The organism is Streptomyces sp. NPDC046859, from assembly GCF_040645135.1.
Classification (GTDB): Bacteria; Actinomycetota; Actinomycetes; order Streptomycetales; family Streptomycetaceae; genus Streptomyces.
In genome coordinates, this window is record NZ_JBEYXR010000007.1 from 18,587 (window position 1) to 39,042 (window position 20,456).

General features: G+C 72.0%; 21 protein-coding genes. 14 read left to right on the top strand and 7 right to left on the bottom strand.

Going from position 1 to position 20,456, the window contains the following annotated elements:
• Positions 1-1,990: 1,990 nt before the first annotated feature.
• Entirely contained in the window at positions 1,991-2,506 is a 516-nt protein-coding gene (locus ABZ899_RS12380) for a hypothetical protein (RefSeq protein WP_361344673.1), read from the top strand.
• Positions 2,507-2,601: 95 nt separating this feature from the next.
• On the opposite strand, the gene ABZ899_RS12385 is transcribed toward ABZ899_RS12380, so the two are convergent.
• The 3 genes from ABZ899_RS12385 to ABZ899_RS12395 all read right to left on the bottom strand — a co-directional run bounded on the left by ABZ899_RS12385 (position 2,602) and on the right by ABZ899_RS12395 (position 4,149).
• Positions 2,602-3,135, bottom strand: coding sequence for an SHOCT domain-containing protein (locus tag ABZ899_RS12385; protein ID WP_361344675.1), 534 nt, complete (start codon positions 3,133-3,135; stop codon positions 2,602-2,604).
• A 96-nt stretch (positions 3,136-3,231) separates the two neighbouring features.
• A complete protein-coding gene (locus ABZ899_RS12390) occupies positions 3,232-3,570 on the bottom strand; it encodes a YciI family protein (RefSeq protein WP_361344677.1) in 339 nt (112 codons plus the stop codon).
• Positions 3,571-3,750: 180 nt separating this feature from the next.
• Positions 3,751-4,149: an ATP-binding protein gene (locus ABZ899_RS12395; RefSeq protein ID WP_361344679.1), complete on the bottom strand. Its 399-nt coding sequence runs from the start codon at positions 4,147-4,149 to the stop codon at positions 3,751-3,753.
• Between the two features lie 373 nt (positions 4,150-4,522).
• Here ABZ899_RS12395 and ABZ899_RS12400 point away from each other — a divergent pair, with 373 nt between their 5' ends.
• Positions 4,523-4,753, top strand: coding sequence for a DUF397 domain-containing protein (locus ABZ899_RS12400; protein WP_055624080.1), 231 nt, complete (start codon positions 4,523-4,525; stop codon positions 4,751-4,753).
• 272 nt (positions 4,754-5,025) lie between these two features.
• The gene (locus ABZ899_RS12405; protein WP_361344681.1) at positions 5,026-5,937 is read left to right on the top strand and encodes a helix-turn-helix transcriptional regulator; all 912 of its coding nucleotides are present in this window, start codon (positions 5,026-5,028) and stop codon (positions 5,935-5,937) included.
• A gap of 83 nt (positions 5,938-6,020) precedes the next feature.
• Here the strand turns inward: ABZ899_RS12405 and ABZ899_RS12410 are convergent, their stop codons facing one another.
• Positions 6,021-6,839 carry an SAM-dependent methyltransferase gene (locus ABZ899_RS12410; protein ID WP_361344683.1) on the bottom strand — a complete coding sequence of 273 codons (819 nt, stop codon included), beginning with the start codon at positions 6,837-6,839 and terminating at the stop codon, positions 6,021-6,023.
• Positions 6,840-7,286: 447 nt separating this feature from the next.
• Between ABZ899_RS12410 and ABZ899_RS12415 the strand changes: the two genes are divergently transcribed.
• Entirely contained in the window at positions 7,287-8,036 is a 750-nt protein-coding gene (locus ABZ899_RS12415; protein WP_361344685.1) for an alpha/beta fold hydrolase, read from the top strand.
• Between the two features lie 9 nt (positions 8,037-8,045).
• Here the strand turns inward: ABZ899_RS12415 and ABZ899_RS12420 are convergent, their stop codons facing one another.
• On the bottom strand, positions 8,046-9,092 hold the full coding sequence (locus tag ABZ899_RS12420) for a Ku protein (RefSeq protein ID WP_361344687.1): 1,047 nt from the start codon (positions 9,090-9,092) through the stop codon (positions 8,046-8,048).
• Between the two features lie 70 nt (positions 9,093-9,162).
• On the opposite strand from ABZ899_RS12420, the gene ligD reads away from it, so the two are divergent.
• Positions 9,163-10,044, top strand: coding sequence for a non-homologous end-joining DNA ligase (gene ligD / locus ABZ899_RS12425; RefSeq protein ID WP_361344689.1), 882 nt, complete (start codon positions 9,163-9,165; stop codon positions 10,042-10,044).
• A 4-nt stretch (positions 10,045-10,048) separates the two neighbouring features.
• Here the strand turns inward: ligD and ABZ899_RS12430 are convergent, their stop codons facing one another.
• Positions 10,049-10,855 carry a nuclease-related domain-containing protein gene (locus tag ABZ899_RS12430; RefSeq protein WP_361344691.1) on the bottom strand — a complete coding sequence of 269 codons (807 nt, stop codon included), beginning with the start codon at positions 10,853-10,855 and terminating at the stop codon, positions 10,049-10,051.
• Positions 10,856-10,969: 114 nt separating this feature from the next.
• On the opposite strand from ABZ899_RS12430, the gene ABZ899_RS12435 reads away from it, so the two are divergent.
• The 6 genes from ABZ899_RS12435 to ABZ899_RS12460 all read left to right on the top strand — a co-directional run bounded on the left by ABZ899_RS12435 (position 10,970) and on the right by ABZ899_RS12460 (position 17,180).
• The gene (locus ABZ899_RS12435) at positions 10,970-11,476 is read left to right on the top strand and encodes a protein phosphatase (RefSeq protein ID WP_361344693.1); all 507 of its coding nucleotides are present in this window, start codon (positions 10,970-10,972) and stop codon (positions 11,474-11,476) included.
• A gap of 94 nt (positions 11,477-11,570) precedes the next feature.
• Entirely contained in the window at positions 11,571-12,287 is a 717-nt protein-coding gene (locus ABZ899_RS12440; protein ID WP_361344695.1) for a hypothetical protein, read from the top strand.
• Positions 12,284-13,519: a HAMP domain-containing sensor histidine kinase gene (locus tag ABZ899_RS12445; protein WP_361344697.1), complete on the top strand. Its 1,236-nt coding sequence runs from the start codon at positions 12,284-12,286 to the stop codon at positions 13,517-13,519. Before ABZ899_RS12440 ends, ABZ899_RS12445 begins: the two co-directional genes overlap by 4 nt.
• Positions 13,520-13,709: 190 nt before the next feature.
• On the top strand, positions 13,710-14,243 hold the full coding sequence (locus ABZ899_RS12450) for an SH3 domain-containing protein (RefSeq protein WP_361344699.1): 534 nt from the start codon (positions 13,710-13,712) through the stop codon (positions 14,241-14,243).
• A 43-nt stretch (positions 14,244-14,286) separates the two neighbouring features.
• Positions 14,287-15,708, top strand: a complete 1,422-nt coding sequence (locus ABZ899_RS12455) for an FtsW/RodA/SpoVE family cell cycle protein (RefSeq protein ID WP_361344701.1) — start codon at positions 14,287-14,289, stop codon at positions 15,706-15,708.
• On the top strand, positions 15,705-17,180 hold the full coding sequence (locus ABZ899_RS12460) for a penicillin-binding transpeptidase domain-containing protein (protein WP_361344703.1): 1,476 nt from the start codon (positions 15,705-15,707) through the stop codon (positions 17,178-17,180). The genes ABZ899_RS12455 and ABZ899_RS12460 overlap by 4 nt, the downstream gene beginning before the upstream one ends.
• 10 nt (positions 17,181-17,190) lie before the next feature.
• On the opposite strand, the gene ABZ899_RS12465 is transcribed toward ABZ899_RS12460, so the two are convergent.
• Positions 17,191-18,300: a ferritin-like domain-containing protein gene (locus ABZ899_RS12465; RefSeq protein ID WP_361344705.1), complete on the bottom strand. Its 1,110-nt coding sequence runs from the start codon at positions 18,298-18,300 to the stop codon at positions 17,191-17,193.
• A 126-nt stretch (positions 18,301-18,426) separates the two neighbouring features.
• On the opposite strand from ABZ899_RS12465, the gene ABZ899_RS12470 reads away from it, so the two are divergent.
• From ABZ899_RS12470 to ABZ899_RS12480, 3 genes are read left to right on the top strand one after another with little or no spacing between them, the layout of a single operon-like run.
• Positions 18,427-19,365 carry a diiron oxygenase gene (locus ABZ899_RS12470; protein WP_344408170.1) on the top strand — a complete coding sequence of 313 codons (939 nt, stop codon included), beginning with the start codon at positions 18,427-18,429 and terminating at the stop codon, positions 19,363-19,365.
• 54 nt (positions 19,366-19,419) lie between these two features.
• A complete protein-coding gene (locus ABZ899_RS12475; RefSeq protein ID WP_361344707.1) occupies positions 19,420-20,064 on the top strand; it encodes a helix-turn-helix domain-containing protein in 645 nt (214 codons plus the stop codon).
• A gap of 10 nt (positions 20,065-20,074) precedes the next feature.
• On the top strand, positions 20,075-20,377 hold the full coding sequence (locus ABZ899_RS12480; protein WP_361344709.1) for a hypothetical protein: 303 nt from the start codon (positions 20,075-20,077) through the stop codon (positions 20,375-20,377).
• Positions 20,378-20,456 lie beyond the last annotated feature (79 nt).

Consider the following 20,456-nt stretch of genomic DNA (forward strand, 5'->3'; position numbering starts at 1 on the left):
TTTGGCGGGCTGCCGCCTGGCGGAGTGCGCAGCGGCTTCTTGGAGTGTTCGTCGGCATGGTCTACACAAGTACCCCTCTGGATAGGGTCGCGCACGTGCCACGTTCCGGCAGTTTGGCTGGCAGCAGAGGACGGCGTTCAAGATGTTCCCCCCTGAACACTAGGTGCATCTACGTTACCCAGCGTGCCCGGAAAGTAACAGGCCTGAAGGACAGACTGCCGCGGTGCCTTGGCGCCGTTCCCAAGTGCAGGAGCGGCGCGCACAGCCAAGATCAGGAGAGATCAATCGATGTCTTGTCGAACTCGCGTCGAAGTGCTGCGAGAGAGAAGCACGCCTAGAGCGATGATGCAGGTCACGGGCCGTGGTGGCCGGGAGCATCCAAGCGCCTTCCAAGCTCCTGCCCCTTCGCAGGCTGTGTCGGCCGCGTGTCAGCCCCGCTGACGACCGCCCGCAGCCGTGCTAGCGGGGCGGCTACCGCCGACCCGACGGTCCTGAGCCTCGCCTGCGAGTATCCGATGCTTGTACTTCCAGAGCCTTCTTCGCTCGTCCCTCGTCAGGTCATCCGCCAACCGGGTCACCTCTTCCCAGGCGGCAGACCGTGCTGACCGTGCAGCTCGCCAGTCCCGTCGGTTCACGGCCGAGTCAAGCTCTGACATCAGCTTGTTCAGCTGCTTCCTGGCAGCCTTCTGCTTCTTCGTGAAGCCAGTCTGCTTCGCCGCCGCCCGCCGCTCCTCCCACGCGGGCCCACCGGTCAACAGATGCACGCGCGGACGCGCCCTATGGGTCATCAGGATCTCCAACCTCCTGGAGCATGGACGCGAAGGATGTGTAAGCGGTGGCAGCCCCAAGCGCTTCAGCACTGGACGATGCAAGGGCGCACGAGGAAGCCGCGTCCCGGACATCTTGCAGCGGAAGTCCGTTGGTCGCCAAGGAGCTAGAGCCGCAGCGATGTTGCAGCCGCTCGGCGAAAGCCGCTCTTCCCATGGGCTCAGGAGCCGGAGGCGACTTCCGACTTCGCACTATCTGCGATACACGAGGGCCCCGCATACCTCACGAGATCAAGGGAGCTGCTGGTCAGGGTACATTCGCAAGCAGAACTCTGATTGCGCTCCGGAGCCGCGTGCGCAGGTTCGGATCCTGCCGCTGGCCCCTCGAAGGAGGTGCCAGAAGACCCCGCCACCAGCGAAAACGCTGAAGGCGGGGTCTTCGTGTTTGTGCAGGCGTACGTCGCCCGGAGCGGCCGTGTGTCGAGGGCTGTGGACGAGGCTTGGAGGGGGTCTTGAGGCGTCTGCCCAGGTCAGCCCCGGTGAACAGCAAGGCCCCGGGACAAGTCCAGGGGCCTCAGGGTTGGTTGATCGGCGGTTCAACGCAGTAGCCGATCTCGATCGGCTGACCGTCACGGTAGAGCACAGCGCAGTGGCCGCGCCCTGGGAGTAAAAAACAGTCCCCAGTAGTACTGCTCGTGTCCTGAAGTCTCAGTCGTCACTGTCGCCTCGGTATCGCGCCGGCTTGCTGGGGGCCTGAACCACATCCTGTCCAAGTCACTCCAGCCGGCTAGACGTCCTCATCGACTTTGCGACTCTTTCGGTGTTATGGCCTACTCACCACGATGCACGCCAGGGGCCGAAAGTCAATAGTCTTTCGGTTGGTTTCGATGGAAACCTCCCGCGATCATCTTCCACTGCGACGTCCGGCTCGTCCGCAGGTCGACGGGGAGCCGGTCGCGGCCGAGCGATTACCCAGGTCAGCCCATCTGACTGACCACTGCGCATGCGCATCGCCGCGTTACGCCGGGTTGCTCTTCCAGGAGGTGCCATGGGCGCGGTCACAGCCCGGCGTGGCGGTCGCGCTTCAGATCGCCTGGGTCGAATGCGCTGCGAAGACGTCCGACCTGCCGGCCTCCACAACGCGGATGCGCGGGAATGCCGCCCGGTCGGGCTCTTCACGGAGGCCGGGACGGCGCGGCTGTCGGATGTGGGAGGGGGGTGGCATGAGATCCCCGCGGGAGGAGGGCACCGCCCGAGCTGTCGTCTTCCCCGGTGCCGTGACCGTCGACGGCGTGAGCGCCCGCTATGTCGCCGCCCACGGGGGCGGCACCGTCGTCGTGGAGCCGGGCGGGACCAAGGCCGTCGACGCACTCCGGGCGGGGCTCACCGGCAAGGGTGAGCGCGCGGCGCGGCAAGCCGTGCTCACCGAGCCGGCGGAGTGCGTGGAGCGGAGCACCTCCCTGGAACCCGGCGACTGCCCGATTGGTCCGGACGGCTACTACTGGGAGGAGGGCGCCGAGGACGTCGTCCGGACCCAGGAGTCCGAACCGGTCCTGCAGACCGAGCTGGCCGAGGACGGCACCGTGAGCGTCACCGGTGACCTGGACCTCAAGGTCACCTGGACCGACGTGGGTTACGGCGAGGAGGGGAGGATGGAGGACACGTGCACGTCGTCCTTCTCCGCCACCGTCGATCTCTCCGGCGCCAGTCCGACCGTCGGTTTCGACACGTCCTACTGACCCGTCCGGGCCGGCACCCTCTCAGGTGCCGGCCCGGGCCTGCCCCGCCGGGGATCAGGGCCTGCCCCGCCGGGGATCAGGACCCGCTCCGTGGGTCACATGCGCGCGAGGATCTCCGCCTTCTTCGCCGTGAACTCCTCTTCCGAGAGGATGCCCGCGTCCCTCAGCTCGGCCAGCTGGCGGAGCTGTTCGACGGGGGTGGTCGCCGCCTGCGGCGCGGGGGCCGGGGCGGCGGGGGCCGGGGCCTGGGCGGGGGCCTGCCCGGGGACGGGGACCTTGCCGAGAATCAGGTCGGTGAGCAGGGCCTTGATGCGGGGAGCCGCGTCGTGCGGCACCCGGAACTCGATGTTGTTGCCCGACGCCACGACCACGACCTTGGTGAACATCAGGCCGTCCCGCTTGGTCACCACGCTGGCGATGTTGCGGACCGGGATCATCTCGGTGCCGGCGTCGGAGCTGCGCACACCCGTGGCCAGGAGCGAGGCGCCGCCGGTAAGGAAGCCGGCCGTGAGCTTCTTGGCGCTCATGCCCCGGGGGCGGGACCACTCGATCCGGTCGTGGTGGATGGCCACGTCGGCGTTCTTGCCCTCGATGTGGCTCTTGAAGGTCATCAGCGCGGTGCTGGACATGGGGGTGCTCCTGACGTTCGGAACGGCGTGGTACGTGCCGTCCGCACCTAGACACACCTAGGTATGTGAAGGTTGTACGAACGTCGGGGAGGGGCCTCAGGCCGTCGGGTCCGGCATGATCTCGCGGACCTCCTGGGCACACCGGCACGCCTCGGCGATCTTCGCCGCCCACTCCAGCGCGGCCTCGCGCGAGGGGACGTCGATGACCGAGAAGCCGCCGATCACCGCCTTGGTCTCCGGGTCGGGGCCGTCGGTGACGGTGCCGTCCGGGGCCACGACGCTCGCCCGCTGCCGTTCCAGTCCGCCGCCGTAGACCCACACTCCGGCCTCGCGGGCCTGGCGCACCACTTCCAGGGATGCCTCGGCGACCTTCGGCAGCTCGCCCTCGGGGATGACCATGGTGCCGTCGTCGAACGAGATCAGGTAGTGCGTCATCCGGGGCTCCTCTGCGGCTCGTCCGGCTCGTCCGGCTCGTCCGGCTCGTCCGTGGCCGGGGCTCCTCTGCGGCTCGTCCGGCTCATGCGGCCCGTCCGTGGCCGGGGCTCCTCTGCGGCTCGTCCGGCTCATGCGGCCCGTCCGTGGCCGGGGCTCGTGCCAGGCGGGGACGCGGCCGGCTCAAGCGGGGGTGTCGGTGCGCAGCATCGCCCACACCGTCTTCCCGGCCGGCGGGCGCCGGGTCCAGCCCCAGTGTTCGGAGAGGACGTCGATCATGCGCAGGCCGCGGCCGTGCTCGTCGAAGGGGTCGCTGGTGTGGGGGTAGACCGGTGGGTTGTCGCTCGGGTCGGTGACCGCGCAGACCACGTGCGCCGGGCGGCGCAGGCTGAGGCGGAGCCAGATGTCGCCGTCGCCCCCGGTGGGCCGGGCGGCGTGCAGGACCGCGTTGGCCAGGAGTTCGGTGACGACCGTGAGCGCGTCGGCGGTGCAGTGGCCGAGGGACCAGTCGTCCAGTGTGCGGCGGACGAGGTCGCGGGCCTGGGCGCAGCCCTGTTCGGCGCCGGTGAGGCGCAGGGCCACGGGACGGGGGGTGTCCGCGCACGGCGAGAGCGGTCCGGCGGGCGCCAGGGGCGCGGTCCGGGGCGCCTGGGTGCCGGCGTCGAGGCTTCGTACGGCGTTGCCGAGGGGGCGCGCCGGCCTTGTGGGGGACGCGGCGCTGCCGGGCGGTCGGAGGCCTTCGTACGCAGGTAAGGACACAACGTCTCCCTGATACACGGTCATAACTGGGCGTCTGCACCGCAGTTGACGGCCCGGCTATTATCCACGACGAAGGCCTCCTCGTGCAATTTCACGGGAAATTGCGCATGGAATGTCATCGCAGAGCACGTGGCGTGTCCGGGCCCGGCGAGGCGGAGGGACGTACGCGTGGCGGAACGTGAGCAAGGAGAGTGCAGTGCCAACAGCACCGAACGGCGTACGAGCGAGCTCGTTGGGCGTCCGTTGGATCAAGAGCAGGCACAGCAATGCCGAGGGCAACTGCGTCGAAGTGGCGGCGCTGGCCGACGGGCGGGTCGCCCTGCGCAACTCCCGGGACCCCGACGGCCCGGCGCTCGTCTACACCCCGGGCGAGATCTCCGCTTTCCTGGCGGGCGCCAAGGACGGTGAGTTCGACCACTTGGCGTGACGCCCGGCCGACCGGCCATGCGGGACCGACGGCCGCCGGCGTGACACCGGCGGCCGTCGCAGGACACCGGCCCCTCCGCGAAGGGTGCTGGTCACGCGGGGGCGCCGCAGCTCCTCGGGGAAGCGGCGGCGCCCCTGCCGGGGGCGTGTCGGCGCCCCGAACTCCGTGCATGAAACGGAAGTTGAGACCGCTACTTCTGGCGGGGCCGAGCAGCGGGAGCCGTCGGGATGCGATAATGCAGTCTGTCGTATGCCGGTCTACGGGGAGTCAGGATGTCCTCCGAGTCACCTCGCATTTCCCGCCTCGAGCCGTATCTGAGTCGGACCGAACCAGCGCCCACCCTGCTCAAGATGCTGGTCGGCGTGCAGCTGGCGGGTATCCGCGAGGACGCGGGACTCTCCCAGGACCAGGCGGCGCGTGCCGTGGGGTTCAGCCCGGCGAAACTGTCGCGGATCGAGTCGGGCAAGGGCCGCCGGCCACCCACCGACGCCGACGTCCGCGCCCTGCTGGAGCTGTACCGCACCGAGGAGTACGAGGCCTCCGTGCTGCTGCAGCTGCTCAAGCGCGCCAACGAGCCCGGGTGGTGGCAGCGCTACGACAAGCGGCTGATGCCGGAGTGGTTCGACCGGCTCGTGGGGCTCCAGGAGGCCGCCACCGCCATCCGCACCTTCGAGCTCCAGTACGTGCCCGGTCTGCTGCAGACCGAGGACTACACCCGGGCCGTCGTGGAGCGCGGGCTGCCCACGGCGTCCGCGCGCGAGGTGCAGCGGCGGGTCGAGCTGCGCATGCGCCGCCGTCAGCTGCTGCACCGGTCCGACGCGCCCCGGCTGTGGGCGATCGTGGACGAGTCGGTGCTGCTGCGTGTCCTCGGCAGCCCCGCGGTGATGCACGAGCAGCTCGAGTACCTCGTCGAGATGGCGCAGCGGCCGCACGTGACCGTGCAGATCGTGCCGCTGGACGTGACGAACGCGTCCGCGCCCGCCATCCCGATCACCTATCTCCGGTTCGGCGGCGTGGACCTGCCCGACATCGTGTACCTGGAGCACATCAAGAGCGCCGCGTTCCTGGAGGACCGCGACGAGACGGAGGAGTACCGGCTCGCGCTGGACCGTCTGGGCGACGAGGCCCTCGACCCGCGGGAGTCGGTGGAGCGGCTGTGCGAGACGATGAAGCGCTACGCGTGACCACCGCTGACACGCCCGGCCAGGTATGACGCGTCCGGAGCTCCCCGCGAGAGCTCCGGACGGGTGCGGTGCGGACGGCCGCGTTACTGCGGCAGGCGGCCGATGCCGCCGAACTCGATCCACTCCGTCGTCTGCTGACGGGGCGCCACCTCGTTGTCGGGGCGCCAGGTGGAGACCTCCACGAGACCGGGCTCCAGGATCTCCAGGCCCTCGAAGTACTCCTCGACGTCCTTCTCCTGACGCACCCGGCCCCAATGGCCCTGGGTCGCCTGGTCCATGAAGTCGGTGACGAACGTGCGGACCTCGGGGTCCTCGCTGACGAGCTGGCACATCAGCATGAAGCTGCCGGGCGCGAGCCGCTCGCGGACCCGGCGGGCCACGGCGAGCGGGCCGTCGGTCTCGCTGTCCGGGATGCAGTGGAAGACCGAGTTGAACAGCACGGCGACGGGCTGCGAGAAGTCGATCAGGCGCTTGGTGTCGGGGTGGTCGAAGATGCCGTCGGTGTCGCGCATGTCGGCGTGGATGACGGCGGTGCGGTCGTTCTGGTCGAGCAGGGCGCGCCCGTGGACCAGGACCATCGGGTCGTTGTCGACGTAGACGACGCGCGACTCGGGGTCGATGTCCTGGGCGACCTGGTGGACGTTGTTCTGGGTGGGCAGACCGGAGCCGTGGTCGAGGAACTGGCGGATGCCGTACTCACCGGCGAGGGCGCGGACGGCGCGCTGGAGGAAACGCCGGTTGTTCACCGCGAGGGCCCGGGTGCTGGGGACGACCTTGTCCAGTTCCTCGCAGGCCGCGCGGTCGGAGGCGTAGTTGTCCTTGCCGCCGAGATAGTGGTCGTACATGCGCGCCGCTGTCGGCACCGCGGCGTCGATCGATGTGGACAGCTTTCCAGGCTCCATCGTTTCCCCCAGTGGCAGGGCCGGCCGAGGAGGATCACCTCGCCGACAACCCATCCTAGGGAGCGGCGAGTTGGTCGGGCCAGTGCATCGGGGAAGCCGCACGGCCGTTCTCGCCCGGCGGGGCGGGCGCGGAGCCGCGAAATGGAGCAAGGGTGCGAACCGGTCAGGGGCGGCGGACGGGCGGGTGACCGCAAACGTTCGTAGGTGTCTACGAGATCTTCGTCCTGACGGCCCGCCGGGTGGTGCGGGGGCCGGTGATCTCCGGGGGGCCGCACCGTCCGGGGGAGCCGGCGGGGAGGTTTCTCGGCCGCGTTGCGCGCGCGGGGCGGCGGCACCCCTCTGATCGAACTACAGTTCCCGGTCGGACACCACATACGACGGGGGTACTCAGGTGGCCGCCAGGACGCGCCCGCTCCACTCCGCGCCCATCGGGTTCGGGACGACGCCATGACCGTGCCCGGGACGCGGACCCGGTGGCTGAGGGGCGTGCGCTCCCCCGGCGCCCGGACGCGTCTGGTCTGCTTCCCGCACGCGGGCGGGGCGGCCGGCTTCTTCCACGACTGGGCGGCGCTGACCCCGCCGTGGCTCGAGGTGCTGTCGGTGCAGTACCCCGGCCGCCAGGACCGGCTGAACGACCCGTGCCCGGCCACGATGGAGGAGCTGGCCGGCACGGTCGCCGAGGCGCTGCTCCAGGAGGCGGCGGACGGTCCGCCGGTGGCACTGTTCGGGCACAGCATGGGGTCGGCGGTGGCGTACGAGGTGGCCGGCCGGCTGGAGGACGCGGGCGCCGCCCCCGTCCGGCTCGTCGTGTCGGGACGGGGGCGGCCGCGGGGCCCGCACGAGCTCGCGGCCCGGCCGGCCCCGGACGACGACGAGATCCTGCGGCACGTCCGCGCGCTCGATCCCGCCGGTGCCGCCGTGTACGACCATCCCGAGCTGCGGCCGGTGATCATGCCGGCCCTGCGCGCGGACTTCCGGATGCTGGCGGCCCACCGCCCGGCCCCGCTGCGCCGGCTGGCGGTCCCGGTGACCGCCTGCGGCGGGGACCGCGATCCGGTGTGCGCGGTCGCGGACCTGTCGTCCTGGTCGGACGTCACCTCGGGGGACGTGGAGGTGCGCGTCTTCGACGGCGGCCACTTCTACCTCACCCCGCGGAAGGCCGACGTACTGGCCTTCCTCTCCGCACGGCTCGCGTGACCGGGAGCCTCACGCCGAGCGCTTGCGGGAGGCCGTCTTCTTGGCCGCCGTCTTCTTGGCCGTGGTCTTGGCGGTGCTCTTGGCCGTCGTCTTCTTCGCGCTCTGGGCGGACTTGGACGTCGACTTCCTCACGGACGACGCCGTCTTCTTCGCCGCGGTCTTCCCGCCGGCCGCGGACTTCTTCCCGGAGGTCTGCTTCGGTGCCGCGCGGGCGGACTTGCGCTGCGGCAGCGTCCGCACCTCCGCCTCCGGCGCCTCCTCGGGCCCGGCCGGCTCCTCGCCCCGCGACTCCTTCGCCGCGCGCACGCTCTTCTCCAGGGCGGCCATCAGGTCGAGGACCTTGCCGGACCGCGCCGGTTCGGGGGCCTCGGGCGGAGCCTCGCCGGAGACCTTCGCGGCGACCACCTGCTCCAGGGCCTCGCGGTACTCGTCGTGCAGCTCGTCCAGCTCGATCTCGCCGAGGGTGTCCATCAGGGCGTCCGCGAGGTCGAGTTCCTTGTCGTTCACGGTGACGGGCGTGTCCGGCGCCACGCCCTCGGGGGCCCGGACCTCGTCCGGCCACAGCAGCCCGTGCATGGCGATGGCGTCGTCGACGACCCGCAGCATGCCCAGCCGCTCCCGGCCGCGCAGGGCGTACTTGGCGATGGCCACCTTCTGGCTGCGCTTGAGCGCCTCCCTCAGAAGGGTGTACGGCTTGGCGGCCTGAGCCCCGCCGGCCGCGAGGTAGTAGGCGGCGTCCATCTGGAGCGGGTCGATCCGGTCGGCCGGGACGAAGGCCACGATCTCGATGGTCCGGGCGGTCGGCAGCGGGAGGTGGGCGAGGTCCTCGTCGGTGATCGGGACGATCGTGCCGTCCGCGTCCTCGTACCCCTTGCCGATCTCGTCCTGGCCGACCTCGCGGTCCTCCAGCTCGCAGACCTTGCGGTAGCGGATCCGGCCGCCGTCCTCCGTGTGGATCTGCCGGAAGGAGATCGAGCGGTTCTGGGTGGCGTTCACCAGCTTGATGGGGATGCTGACCAGGCCGAACGAGATGGCGCCGTTCCAGATGGATCGCACTTCCGCACCCCTTCGGTCGATATGCCGCGATTGTTTCCATATTCAGCTGTTTCTCTGGAATCCTCATCGTATGACGCCGATCACAGAGGTGGAGGGGCGACGGCTCGCGCTGAGCAACCTGGACAAGGTGCTGTATCCGGCGACCGGCTTCACCAAGGGCGAGGTGCTGCACTACTACGCCACCACCGCGCCGGTGCTGCTGCCGCATCTGCGCGACCGGCCGGTGTCGTTCCTGCGCTACCCGGACGGCCCGGACGGACAGCTGTTCTTCACCAAGAACGTGCCGCCGGGCACTCCCGACTGGGTCACCACCGCCGAGGTGCCCCGGGTGGAGGGGCCGGCGCGGATGGTGCTGGTGCAGGACCTGGCGAGCCTGATGTGGGCCGCGAACCTCGTGACCGAGTTCCATACGCCCCAGTGGGTGATCGCGGCACCCGGCGAGGCGGACCGGCTGGTCTTCGACCTGGACCCCGGGGCGCCCGCCTCGGTGGTCGAGTGCTGCGAGGTCGCCCTCTGGCTGCGGGAGCGGCTGGCCGCCGACGGCATCGAGGCGTACGCCAAGACCTCCGGCTCCAAGGGCCTGCACCTCAGCGCCGCCGTCCGGCCGGTCTCCTCCGAGCGGGCCACGGAGTACGCCAAGGAACTCGCCGTGGAGGCCGAGCGGGCGATGCCCCGGCTGGTCGTCCACCGCATGACGAAGAGCCTGCGGCCGGGCAAGGTCTTCGTCGACTGGAGCCAGAACGCCGCCCGCAAGACGACGGCCGCCCCCTACACCCTGCGGGCCCGCGCCGAGCCCCTGGTGTCCACCCCCGTCACCTGGGAGGAGGTGGCGGAGTGCAGCTCTCCCCGCTCCCTGACCTTCCTCGCCCCGGACCTGGCCCCGCGCCTGCAGGACTTCGGCGACCTGATGGCCCCCCTGCTGGATCCGAAGGCCACCGCCGGGCTGCCCTGACGGCCTACAGCGCCGACGTCCACACCGTACGGTCCCGGGCCAGCGCGAACAGGGCCTCGACGTCCGCCGGCTTCAGCAGCCCGCCCGTCCGCGCGAACCCGGCGACCTCCGTGTCCCCGAGCACCCGCACCTCCCGCGGCGGCGCGGTCACCGCCACCGCGGCCGGGTCGACGAGGACGAGGACCGGGCGGACCTCGGCGGTCAGGACGTGCGCGGCCCGGGCGGCGTCGGCGCGCAGGCGCCGCAGCAGCGGCTGCGCGGTGCGCCGACCCAGCGTGACCAGGGGATCGGCGACGGTCACCCGCTGCCTGCGGGCGTACAGGCTGTGCAGCGTGAACAGCCCGCCGGGCCCGATCAGCAGATGGTGGACGCGGTCGCCGCCGGGCAGCGGCACCGAGTGCAGCACGCGCCAGCCGGCGCCCTCCAGCAGGTCCAGCGCCTCCCCGACGGTGCGCTCGGCGGTCAGCGCCCGCCGCCGTGGATCGGTCCGCAGGCGGTGGGCGGGGCCGGGGTCCCGGTCGAGGGCGACGAGAAGCGCCTCGCCGGGACGGTTGGGGGCGAGGTCGTCGTCCGGGTGCAGGGCGAGCCGGGCCAGGTCGGCGGGGGTGGGGACCGGGGGCGGGCCCACCGTGACCGGGCCGGTGACGAAGGGGTTGAGGGCCTCCAGCACCTCCTCGCGGCGGTCCTGGCCGAGCAGGTTGACGCGGGCCGCCTCCCGGTCGTACCAGGCGATGTTCCGCCCGTCCGGGAGGCAGACGTACAGCCGTTCCTGGCCGTGCCGCCAGGCTGGTACGACGCGCAGTTCGCTCATGGCACCATCACCCCACCGTCCATGGGAACAGGCGGGGTGCTGGGCGGGCAAGAACCCGGTTACCTTGGGGAGGAGTTGGGCAGGGCCCCGCGAGGGGCGGCTGGGGAGGCGCCGTTGCGTACCCGCGGGAAGCGACCCGACGTACCCGCTCCGGAGAGTCCGTGGAGCGAGATCGTGCCTGGTCTGTGGATGGGCGGGCACCAGTTCCGCAGCCGTTCCGGGCAACTGGAGTTCGCCGTGGTGCGGGACGAGTTCGACCTCGTCCAGACCTTGCTGCGGCTGCCCGGGCACGGTCCCGACCCGGGCGTGGAGCACCATGTGTGGCCCATCCCGGACGGACCGCTGGACGGGACCCAGCTCGCCGGTGTGATCCGGCTCGCGGACGCCGTGACGGACGCCCTGGACGCGGGCCGCAGGGTCCTGGTGCGCTGCTACCACGGATACAACCGCTCGGGGCTGGTCGTCGCCCAGGCGCTGATCCGCCGCGGCCACTCGCCCGACCGGGCGATCCGGCTGATACGCTCCCGCCGCTCTCCCTGGGCCCTGCACAACGAGCTGTTCGTCGACTACCTCCGCGCGGGACTGCCGGTCGCCCGGCTGCTGGAGGAACTCGCCGAGTGACGGTGCCGCCCCTCCGCCCCCGGGTGCGCAAAAAGGACTTCCGTACGAATACTGTGTACGCGCCCGCCCAGCGCCCGCCCTTTTCTGGAGAACCGTGCCCCGCAGCCGCCTCATGCGCCTCGCCGCGCTCGTCGCCCTGCTGTCGGCGGCCGTCGCGGGGTGCGGTGACGCCGGGGGGCTGCGGAGCGCCGGCCCGACCGAGACGGCGGTCGCCCCGGACAAGCTCTGGCCGCGGCTGACGCCCGCGTCGAGCCCGGCGTACGTGATCGGCGAGGTGAACCGGGAGGTCGTCAAGGGCCTCACCGTGCCCGGCGGGGACATCCGCGCCGTGGACCCGGTGGACGTCGTGCGCCGGGAGGTGGCGAAGAGCCCCGGTGACTACGAGGGCGGCAAGGCGCCGTACCGCGAGACCGGGCGTCGGATGGACGACTGCGGTGACGGCGCGGGACACGGCCGGTGCCCGGTGCTGCGGCCCTACTACCGGGACCTCACCGGCGACGGGCGCGCCGATCTGACGCTGGGCTTCCGGCTGCTGCCGGGCCGGACCACCGCGGTGCGCGTCTACACCGTGGAGAAGCGGCGGCTGGTGCAGGTGATGAGCTGGGACGACGCCGTCAGCGGGGTGGAGCTGGCCCGGCGTTCGGTGATCATCCGCTCGCCGTCGGAGGTCGCCGGGTACGAGTACCGGCTCCAGTGGACCTGGGAGCCGGACCAGAAGGCGATGCTGCTCACCCACGACGAGATGCTGCGCACCGGGCACCCGGCGAAGCCGCCGAGATCGTCGGCGTCCCCCTCGGCGGGCACCCCGTGAGGCTCCGGCTGCCCCGGTGGTCCGGCCCGCTCGCGGTGCGGGCCGCCGTGTTCATCACGGTGATGTGCTGTGCGCTCGCGGCCCTGCTGGGTGTGCTGGTGCACGTCTCGGTGACCAATCAGACCGTCGGCAAGGCGCGCGACCTGGCGCTGCGCCGGCTGGTGAGCGCCACGACGGCGTTCGAGGCCGGGGACACCCTCGCTCCCGGTGCCCGGGTCGACCCGCCGGGGCTGCCGCGCTCCCTGCGGGACCTGGCGCTGGGCGGCGAGCGGGGCACCGTCGTCGCCGATCACGGGGGGCGCCCGACGATGTGGGCGGCGGGCCCCGTCGACCGCGGCGAGGTCCTCGCGGTCGAGGTGGACTACTCGCAGCAGGCCCGCACGATCGACGGTCTGGACCGGGCGATCCTGTGGTCGTCGGCCCTGGCGATCGGGGTGACGGTCCTGGCGGGCGCGTTCGCGGTGACCCGGGTGACGCGCCGCCTGCACGCCACGGCCCGGGTGGCCCGCCGGATCAGCGTCGGTGACCTGGACGCGCGGGTCGGCGATCCCCGGACGAAGGATCCGGGCCGGCCGCAGGACGAGGTGGCCGTGGTCGCGGCCGCCCTGGACTCGATGGCGTCCTCGCTCCAGGGCAAGCTGCAGGCCGAGCAGCGCTTCACGGCGGACGTGGCGCACGAGTTGCGCACCCCGCTGACCGGGCTGCACGCGGCGGCCGAGCTGCTGCCGCCGGGGCGGCCGACCGAGCTGGTGCGGGACCGGGTGGCCGCGCTGCGGACCCTGACCGAGGACCTGCTGGAGATCTCGCGGCTGGAGTCGGGGCGCGAGCGCTCCGAGCTGGACACCGAGTCGCTGGCGGCGCTGGCGGGCCGGGTGGTGCGGGGTGCGGCCGGTGACACGGAGGTCGTCGTGGTCCGGGACGCCGTGGTGGAGACCGACCGGCGGCGGCTGGAGCGGGTGCTGGGCAATCTGGTGGCCAACGCGCACAAGCACGGGCGGGGGCCGGTGGTGCTGACGGTGGACGGGCCCGTGGTGACGGTCCGGGACCACGGCGAGGGCTATCCGGAGTACCTGGTGGCGCACGGGCCGCAGCGGTTCCGCACCGAGGGCGGGGCCACGGGGCACGGGCTGGGGCTGACGATCGCGCTGGGGCAGGCGGAGGTGCTGGGGGCGCGGCTGACGTTCGCCAACGCCGAGGACGGCGGGGCGGTCGCCCGGCTGGCCCTGCCCTAGTCACCGGTCGGACCGAGGGCGTGATTCCCCGGGCGGCGGACAGGTGCGCGTCCCGGGGCGGCTCCTCCCCCCGGGGTGGTGCCCGGTCGGCCCATTCAGACGCGCGGAGCCCCTGATGCGCTCCTAATGTGGCGATCAGTCAGGTTTTTCCTGTCCCGGGGTTCTCCGGGACTGTCCTCGGAGGTGCCCCATGGCCCTGCGTTCGCGTTTCGCGCTGTCCATAGCCGCCGGCCTGCTCGCCACCGCCGCGGCCGCCACACCCGCCGTGGCCGACGACGAGTGGGGGTCCGGCAGCAGCACGGAGTCCCAGGGGAACTGGGGCGGGACCCAAGGAGAGGGCGGTGGCGGTCAGGGCGGGGACGGCGGCGGCCAGGGCGGGGACGGTGGTCAGGGCGGGGACTGGGGCGGCCAGGGCGGGGACGGCGGCGGCCAGGGCGGGGAGCAGGGCGCGTCCCAGGGCGACTGGGGCGGCGGCCAGGGCGGGAACCAGCAGTTCACCCGGGGCCGGGTGACCGCGAGCACGCTGCTGCTGCGCAGCGCGCCCGACCGGGGCAGCCAGGTCATCCGTGTCGTGCACCGGGGGGACCACGTGCGCATCTACTGCAAGACCCGGGGCGAGAGCGTCCAGGGCAACCGGAACTGGTACCTCCTGGCGGACGGCACCTGGGCGTGGGGCTCGGCGCGCTACATCGACACCCTTGGGCGCACGCCGCGCTGGTGCTGAGGCATCAGGCACGCAAGACGGACAATTTGGGTAGGTTCCGGACATGACCAAGGCCGGAACCTCCCTGGTGGCAGCGGACTCGCCCGCTCCCGCCGCACCCCTCCCCCGGCGCCGTGGCATCGAACTGTCCCTCATCGTCGTGGCCGTCCTGCTCAGCGTGTACGGCTACTGCGCCGTCGGCCTCGCCCGGCAGGGCACCGTCCCACCCGGCGCCGCCGGCTACGGCGCCGGGCTGGGCGTGCTGGCGTTGCTCGCGCATCTGGCCGTACGTCTGCGCGCCCCTTCGTCGGACCCGCTGCTGCTGCCGATCGGCGTCCTGCTCAACGGGCTCGGCCTGGTGCTGATCTACCGGCTCGACCTGGAGACGCCCGGGGACCGGGCGGCGCCCACCCAACTCGTCTGGTCCACGCTGGGGGTGGCCCTGTTCATCGTGGTCGTGCTCCTGCTGCGCGACCACCGGGTGCTCCAGCGGTACGCGTACGTCTGTGTCGTCGCCGCGCTCGCCCTGCTGACCCTGCCGATCCTCTTCCCCTCCGTGAACGGCGCCCGCATCTGGATCCGGATCGCGGGATTCTCCATCCAGCCCGGCGAGTTCGCGAAGGTGCTGCTCGCGGTGTTCTTCGCCGCGTACCTGGCCGCCAACCGCAGCGCGCTGGCCTACACGGGCCGGCGGGTCCTCGGGGTGGAGCGGCTGCAGCTGCCCACCGGGCGGGTCCTCGGCCCCATCGTCGCCATCTGGCTGCTGAGCGTGGGCGTGCTCGTCCTCGAACGGGACCTGGGCACCTCGCTGTTGTTCTTCGGCCTGTTCGTGGTGCTGCTGTACGTCGCCACCGGGCGCACCGGCTGGATCGCGGTCGGCCTGCTGCTCGCGGCGGTCGGCGCGGTCGCCGTGGGCCTGCTGGAGCCGCATGTGCACGGGCGGGTCGAGGACTGGCGGCACCCGTTCGCCTCCATCGAGGCGGGCGAGGGGCCCAACCAGCTCTCCCAGTCGCTGTTCGCCTTCGCAGCGGGCGGCACGTTCGGCACCGGTCTCGGCCTCGGCCACTCGATCCTGATCGGCTTCGCCGCCAAGTCGGACTTCATCCTGGCCACCGCCGGGGAGGAGCTGGGCCTGGCCGGGCTGACCGCGGTCTTCCTGCTGTACGGCCTGCTCGTGGAGCGCGGCTACCGGACGGGCCTCGCGCTGCGCGACCCGTTCGGACGGCTGCTCGCGGTGGGGCTCGCCTCCATCGTGGCGCTCCAGGTGTTCGTGATCGCGGGCGGGGTGACCGGGCTGATTCCGCTGACCGGCATGGCGATGCCGTTCCTGGCGCAGGGCGGCTCGTCGGTGGTCACCAACTGGGCGATCGTGGCGCTGCTGATCCGGCTGAGCGACCGCGCGCGCAGCCGCCTCGGCGTGCCCCGGAGCGAGGAGAGCGCGGCGCGGGAGACGGGACGGCACGAGCCGGCGGGGGCCGCCCGATGACCCGGCACATCCGGCACGCCGCCCTCTTCTGCGCGCTGCTGCTGGCCGCGCTGCTGGTCAACGCCGCCCGGGTGCAGGTCGTCGAGGCCCCGGCGTACGGCGACAACATCGCCAACCGGCGCACCACCATCGCCCGGTACGGGCAGCCGCGCGGGGACATCCTGGTCGACGGCACCCCGGTCACCGGCTCCGAGGACACCGGGGAGCACCTGCGCTACGAGCGGACGTACACGAACGGCCCGATGTACGCCCCGGTCACCGGGTACGCCTCGCAGGTGTACGGCACGACCCTGCTGGAGCACACCGAGGACGGCGTCCTGGCGGGCACCGACCCGCTGCTGTCGCCGTTCCCCCTGTGGGGGGCCGCCGCGCGGGGCCGGTACCCGGGCGGGGACGTCGTCACCACGCTGCGGCGGGCCGCGCAGGAGGCCGCGTACGAGGGGCTGGCGGGCCGCAAGGGGGCGGTCGCGGCGGTCGAGCCGTCGACGGGGCGCATCCTCGCCCTGGTGTCCGCGCCCTCCTACGACCCGTCGGTGCTGTCGGGGAACGGCTCGGCGGTGGCCCGGTCCTGGTCGACGCTGAACCGGGACCGGGACAAGCCGATGCTGAACCGGGCGGTGCGCAAGACGTACCCGCCGGGTTCGACCTTCAAGGTGGTGACGGCGGCCGCCGCGCTGGACGCGGGAGTGGTCGACGACCTGGACGTCAGGACCCGCACCCCCGACCCGTACACGCTGCCGGGCACCCGGACGAAGCTGACGAACGCGTCCGAGGGCTGCAAGGACGTGCCGCTGCGCAAGGCGTTCGAGTGGTCCTGCAACACGGTGTTCGCGAAGCTCGGCGTCGAGGTGGGGGTGAAGCGGATGGCGGCGACGGCCGGCGCGTTCGGGTTCAACGACGCCGATCTGAGGATCCCCTACTCGGTCGCCCGGTCCACGTTCGACACCCGGGTGGACCGGGCGCAGCTCGCCCTGTCGTCGATCGGGCAGTACAACACGCGGGCCACGCCGTTGCAGATGGCGATGGTGGCGGCGGCCGTGGCCAACGGGGGGCAGGTGCGCTCGCCGTATCTGGTGGAGCGCACGGTGCGGGCCGGCGGGGGCACGGTGGCGGCGGCCGGGTCCCGTCCGATGCGGCAGGCGATGCGGCCCTCGACGGCCGCCCAGCTGCGGGAGCTGATGGTGGACGTGGTGCGGGAGGGCACCGGCTCCAACGCCTGGATCCCGGGCGCGACGGTCGGCGGCAAGACCGGCACGGCGCAGCACGGCCTGGGCAACTCGGGGACGCCGTACGCCTGGTTCGTCTCCTGGGCGCAGGGCGACCACGACGTGGAGCCGAAGGTCGCGGTCGCCGTGGTGGTGGAGGACGCGGCCGCGGACCGGGGCGAGATCAGCGGCGGCGGGGACGCGGCTCCGATCGCGCGGGCGGTGATGGAGGCCGTGCTGAAGTCGTCGCCGCAGCCGCGGCGCTGACGCGGCCGGCTCAGTCGCCGTCGGCGCCCGCGCGCACGGCGTCGGTCACCTCGGCCACCCGCTCGCGCTCCTCGCGCGCGAACCGCTCGGCGTCCAGCCGCTCGGCGATCTCCTCGTCCTGGGACATCAGCAGGTCCAGGTTGTGGTCGCCCATCTCCAGCACGCCCATGTCGACGTACGCCTGCTGGAGGCGCTTGCCCCACAGGCCGATGTCCTTGACGCAGGGCACGATGCGGGAGAACAGCAGCCTGCGGAACAGCTGGAGGAACTCGGAGTGCTCGCTGAGCTCCTCCGCCTCGGCCTTCGGGATGCCGAAGTTCTCCAGGACCTCCACGCCCCGCAGCCGGTCCCGCATCAGGTAGCAGCCCTCGATGACGAACTCCTCGCGCTCCCGGAGCTCGGCGTCGGTCAGCTGCCGGTAGTAGTCGCGCAGGGCCATCCGCCCGAAGGCCACGTGCCGGGCCTCGTCCTGCATGACGTAGGCGAGGATCTGCCGGGGCAGCGGCTTGGTGGTGGTGTCGCGGATCATGCCGAACGCGGCCAGCGCCAGCCCTTCGATCAGCACCTGCATGCCGAGGTAGGGCATGTCCCAGCGGCTGTCGCGCAGGGTGTCGCCGAGCAGGGACTGGAGGTTGTCGTTGATCGGGTAGACCATCCCGATCTTCTCGTGCAGGAAGCGGCCGTAGATCTCGGCGTGCCGGGCCTCGTCCATGGTCTGGGTCGCCGAGTAGAACTTGGCGTCCATGTCCGGCACCGACTCCACGATCCGCGCCGCGCAGATCATCGCGCCCTGCTCGCCGTGCAGGAACTGGCTGAACTGCCAGGAGGCGTAGTGCCGGCGCAGGTCGCCCTTCTCCCGGTCGCTCATGCGGTCCCAGTAGGGCGTGCCGTACAGGGCCATCGCGTCCTCGGGAGTGCCGAGCGGGTCGTACGGATCGACCTCCAGGTCCCAGTCGATCCTGCGCTGCCCGTCCCACTGTTTGTCCTTGCCCTTCTGGTAGAGGGCCAGAAGCCGCTCGCGGCCGTCGTCGTACTCCCAGTTGAAGCGGGCCGCACCGGTCGCCGGCACCTGCCAGAGGGGGGCACCCGGATCGTCGGCGTACACGTCGTATGTCGGCATACGGCGCAGGCTCCTACGTGTTGGACGCGGGGTCAACAAGTGCGGCACAGGGGATTGACGGGCTTGCTGACAGGCAGTCTCATAAGACCCGTACGATGTGACCACCGGTAACGAGGTGAGGGACCGATGACTGCCCTGACGGAAGCCGAGGCGCTGGACGGACTGCGCGACGCTCTCGGCCTGCTCAAGGACCGCGAACAGGTGGCCGAACGCCTCCTCGCCTCCTCCGCGAAGCACTCCTTCGACCCCGACAAGGAGCTGGACTGGGACGCGCCCTTCGAGGAGGGCAAGTGGTTCTGGCCCCCGGAGCTCGTCTCGCTGTACGACACCCCGATGTGGAAGCGGATGAGCGAGGAGCAGCGCATCGCGCTCTCCCAGCACGAGGCCGCCGCGCTCGCCTCCCTCGGCATCTGGTTCGAGATCATCCTCATGCAGCTGCTGGTCCGGCACATCTACGACAAGTCCGCGACGAGCGCCCACGTCCGGTACGCGCTCACCGAGATCGAGGACGAGTGCCGGCACTCCAAGATGTTCGCCCGCCTGATCTCCCACGGCGGCACGCCCTGGTACCCCGTCAGCCGTGTCCACCAGAACCTGGGCCGGCTGTTCAAGACGATCTCCACCACCCCGGGCTCCTTCACGGCCACCCTGCTCGGCGAGGAGATCCTCGACTGGATGCAGCGCCTGACCTTCCCGGACGAGCGCGTCCAGACCCTCATCCGCGGCGTCACCCGCATCCACGTGGTCGAGGAGGCCCGCCATGTGCGCTACGCCCGTGAGGAGCTGCGCCGGCAGATGATGACGGCGCCGAGGTGGTCGCAGGAGTTCACCCGGGTCACCTCGGGCGAGTTCGCCCGCGTCTTCTCGGTCGCCTTCGTCAACCCGGACGTCTACACCAACGTCGGCCTCGACAAGCGGGAGGCCATGGCCCAGGTCAAGGCCAGCGGCCACCGCCGCGAGGTCATGCAGACCGGGGCCAAGCGGCTGACCGACTTCCTGGACGACATCGGCGTCCTGCGCGGAGTGGGCCGCCGTCTGTGGAAGTCGTCGGGCCTGCTGGCCTAGGGCCTGCCCGGCGCCGATCGGGCCCGCCGCCACTCGGCGGTTAGGCTTCGTCCCATGCCAGCCGCTCCCGCCTACCGCCGTCTGAGCGTCGAGGAGCGCCGTACCCAGCTCCTCGACGCCGCCCTCGGCCTCTTCGCGCACCGCGCCCCCGAGGAGGTCTCCCTCGACGACGTGGCGGAGGCGGCCGGCGTGTCCCGGCCGCTGGTGTACCGGTACTTCCCCGGCGGCAAGCAGCAGCTGTACGAGGCGGCCCTGCGCTCCGCCGCCGAGGAGCTGCAGACCTGCTTCGACGAGCCCCGCGACGGCCCCCTGCTCCCCCGGCTCGCCCGCGCGCTCGACCGGTACCTCGCCTTCGTCGACCAGCACGACACCGGCTTCAGCGCCCTGCTCCAGGGCGGCAGCGTCGTCGAGACGTCCCGGACGACGGCCATCGTCGACGGGGTGCGCCGCGCCGCCGCCGAGCACATCCTGCGGCACCTGGAGGTCGGCGACCCGGGGCTGCGCCTGCGCATGACCGTCCGCATGTGGATCACTGCCGTGGAGGCGGCCTCCCTCATCTGGCTCGACGAGGGCAAGCAGCCGCCCGTGGGGGAACTGCGCGACTGGCTGGTGGACCAGTTCGTCGCCGTGCTGTCGGTCACCGCCGCCCGTGACCCGCAGACCGCCGCGCTGGCCGAGCGCCTGCTGGCGGATGGCTGACACTGGTCCCGTGAAGAGCGAAGACACCCCGTTCGAGGGCGGCCCGATGGACGGCCGTGTGCTGCCGGTGCTGCTGGGCATCACCGGCCACCCGCCGAAGACGTACCGCATCCCCGTCCCCGACCCGGACGGCGGCCCGCCCACGGTCCTCGTCTACCGCCGCGTTCCGCGCGGGCAGGGCGCCCGGCCGGGCCTGTCCCGGCGCTGGAAGTACGCCTACGACCCCGAGGGCGACCAGGGCCGTCGGCTGAACTGGCCCTGGTCGCGTCCCGGCGACACGCCGCGCGGCAAGCCGGACGACCCCCACGGGTGACCGGCCTACGCCGAACCGCGCACGTCCCGCGCGCGAACCCGGTGCGTCCGCCCGATGCTCACGGTGCGGAGCAGAGATC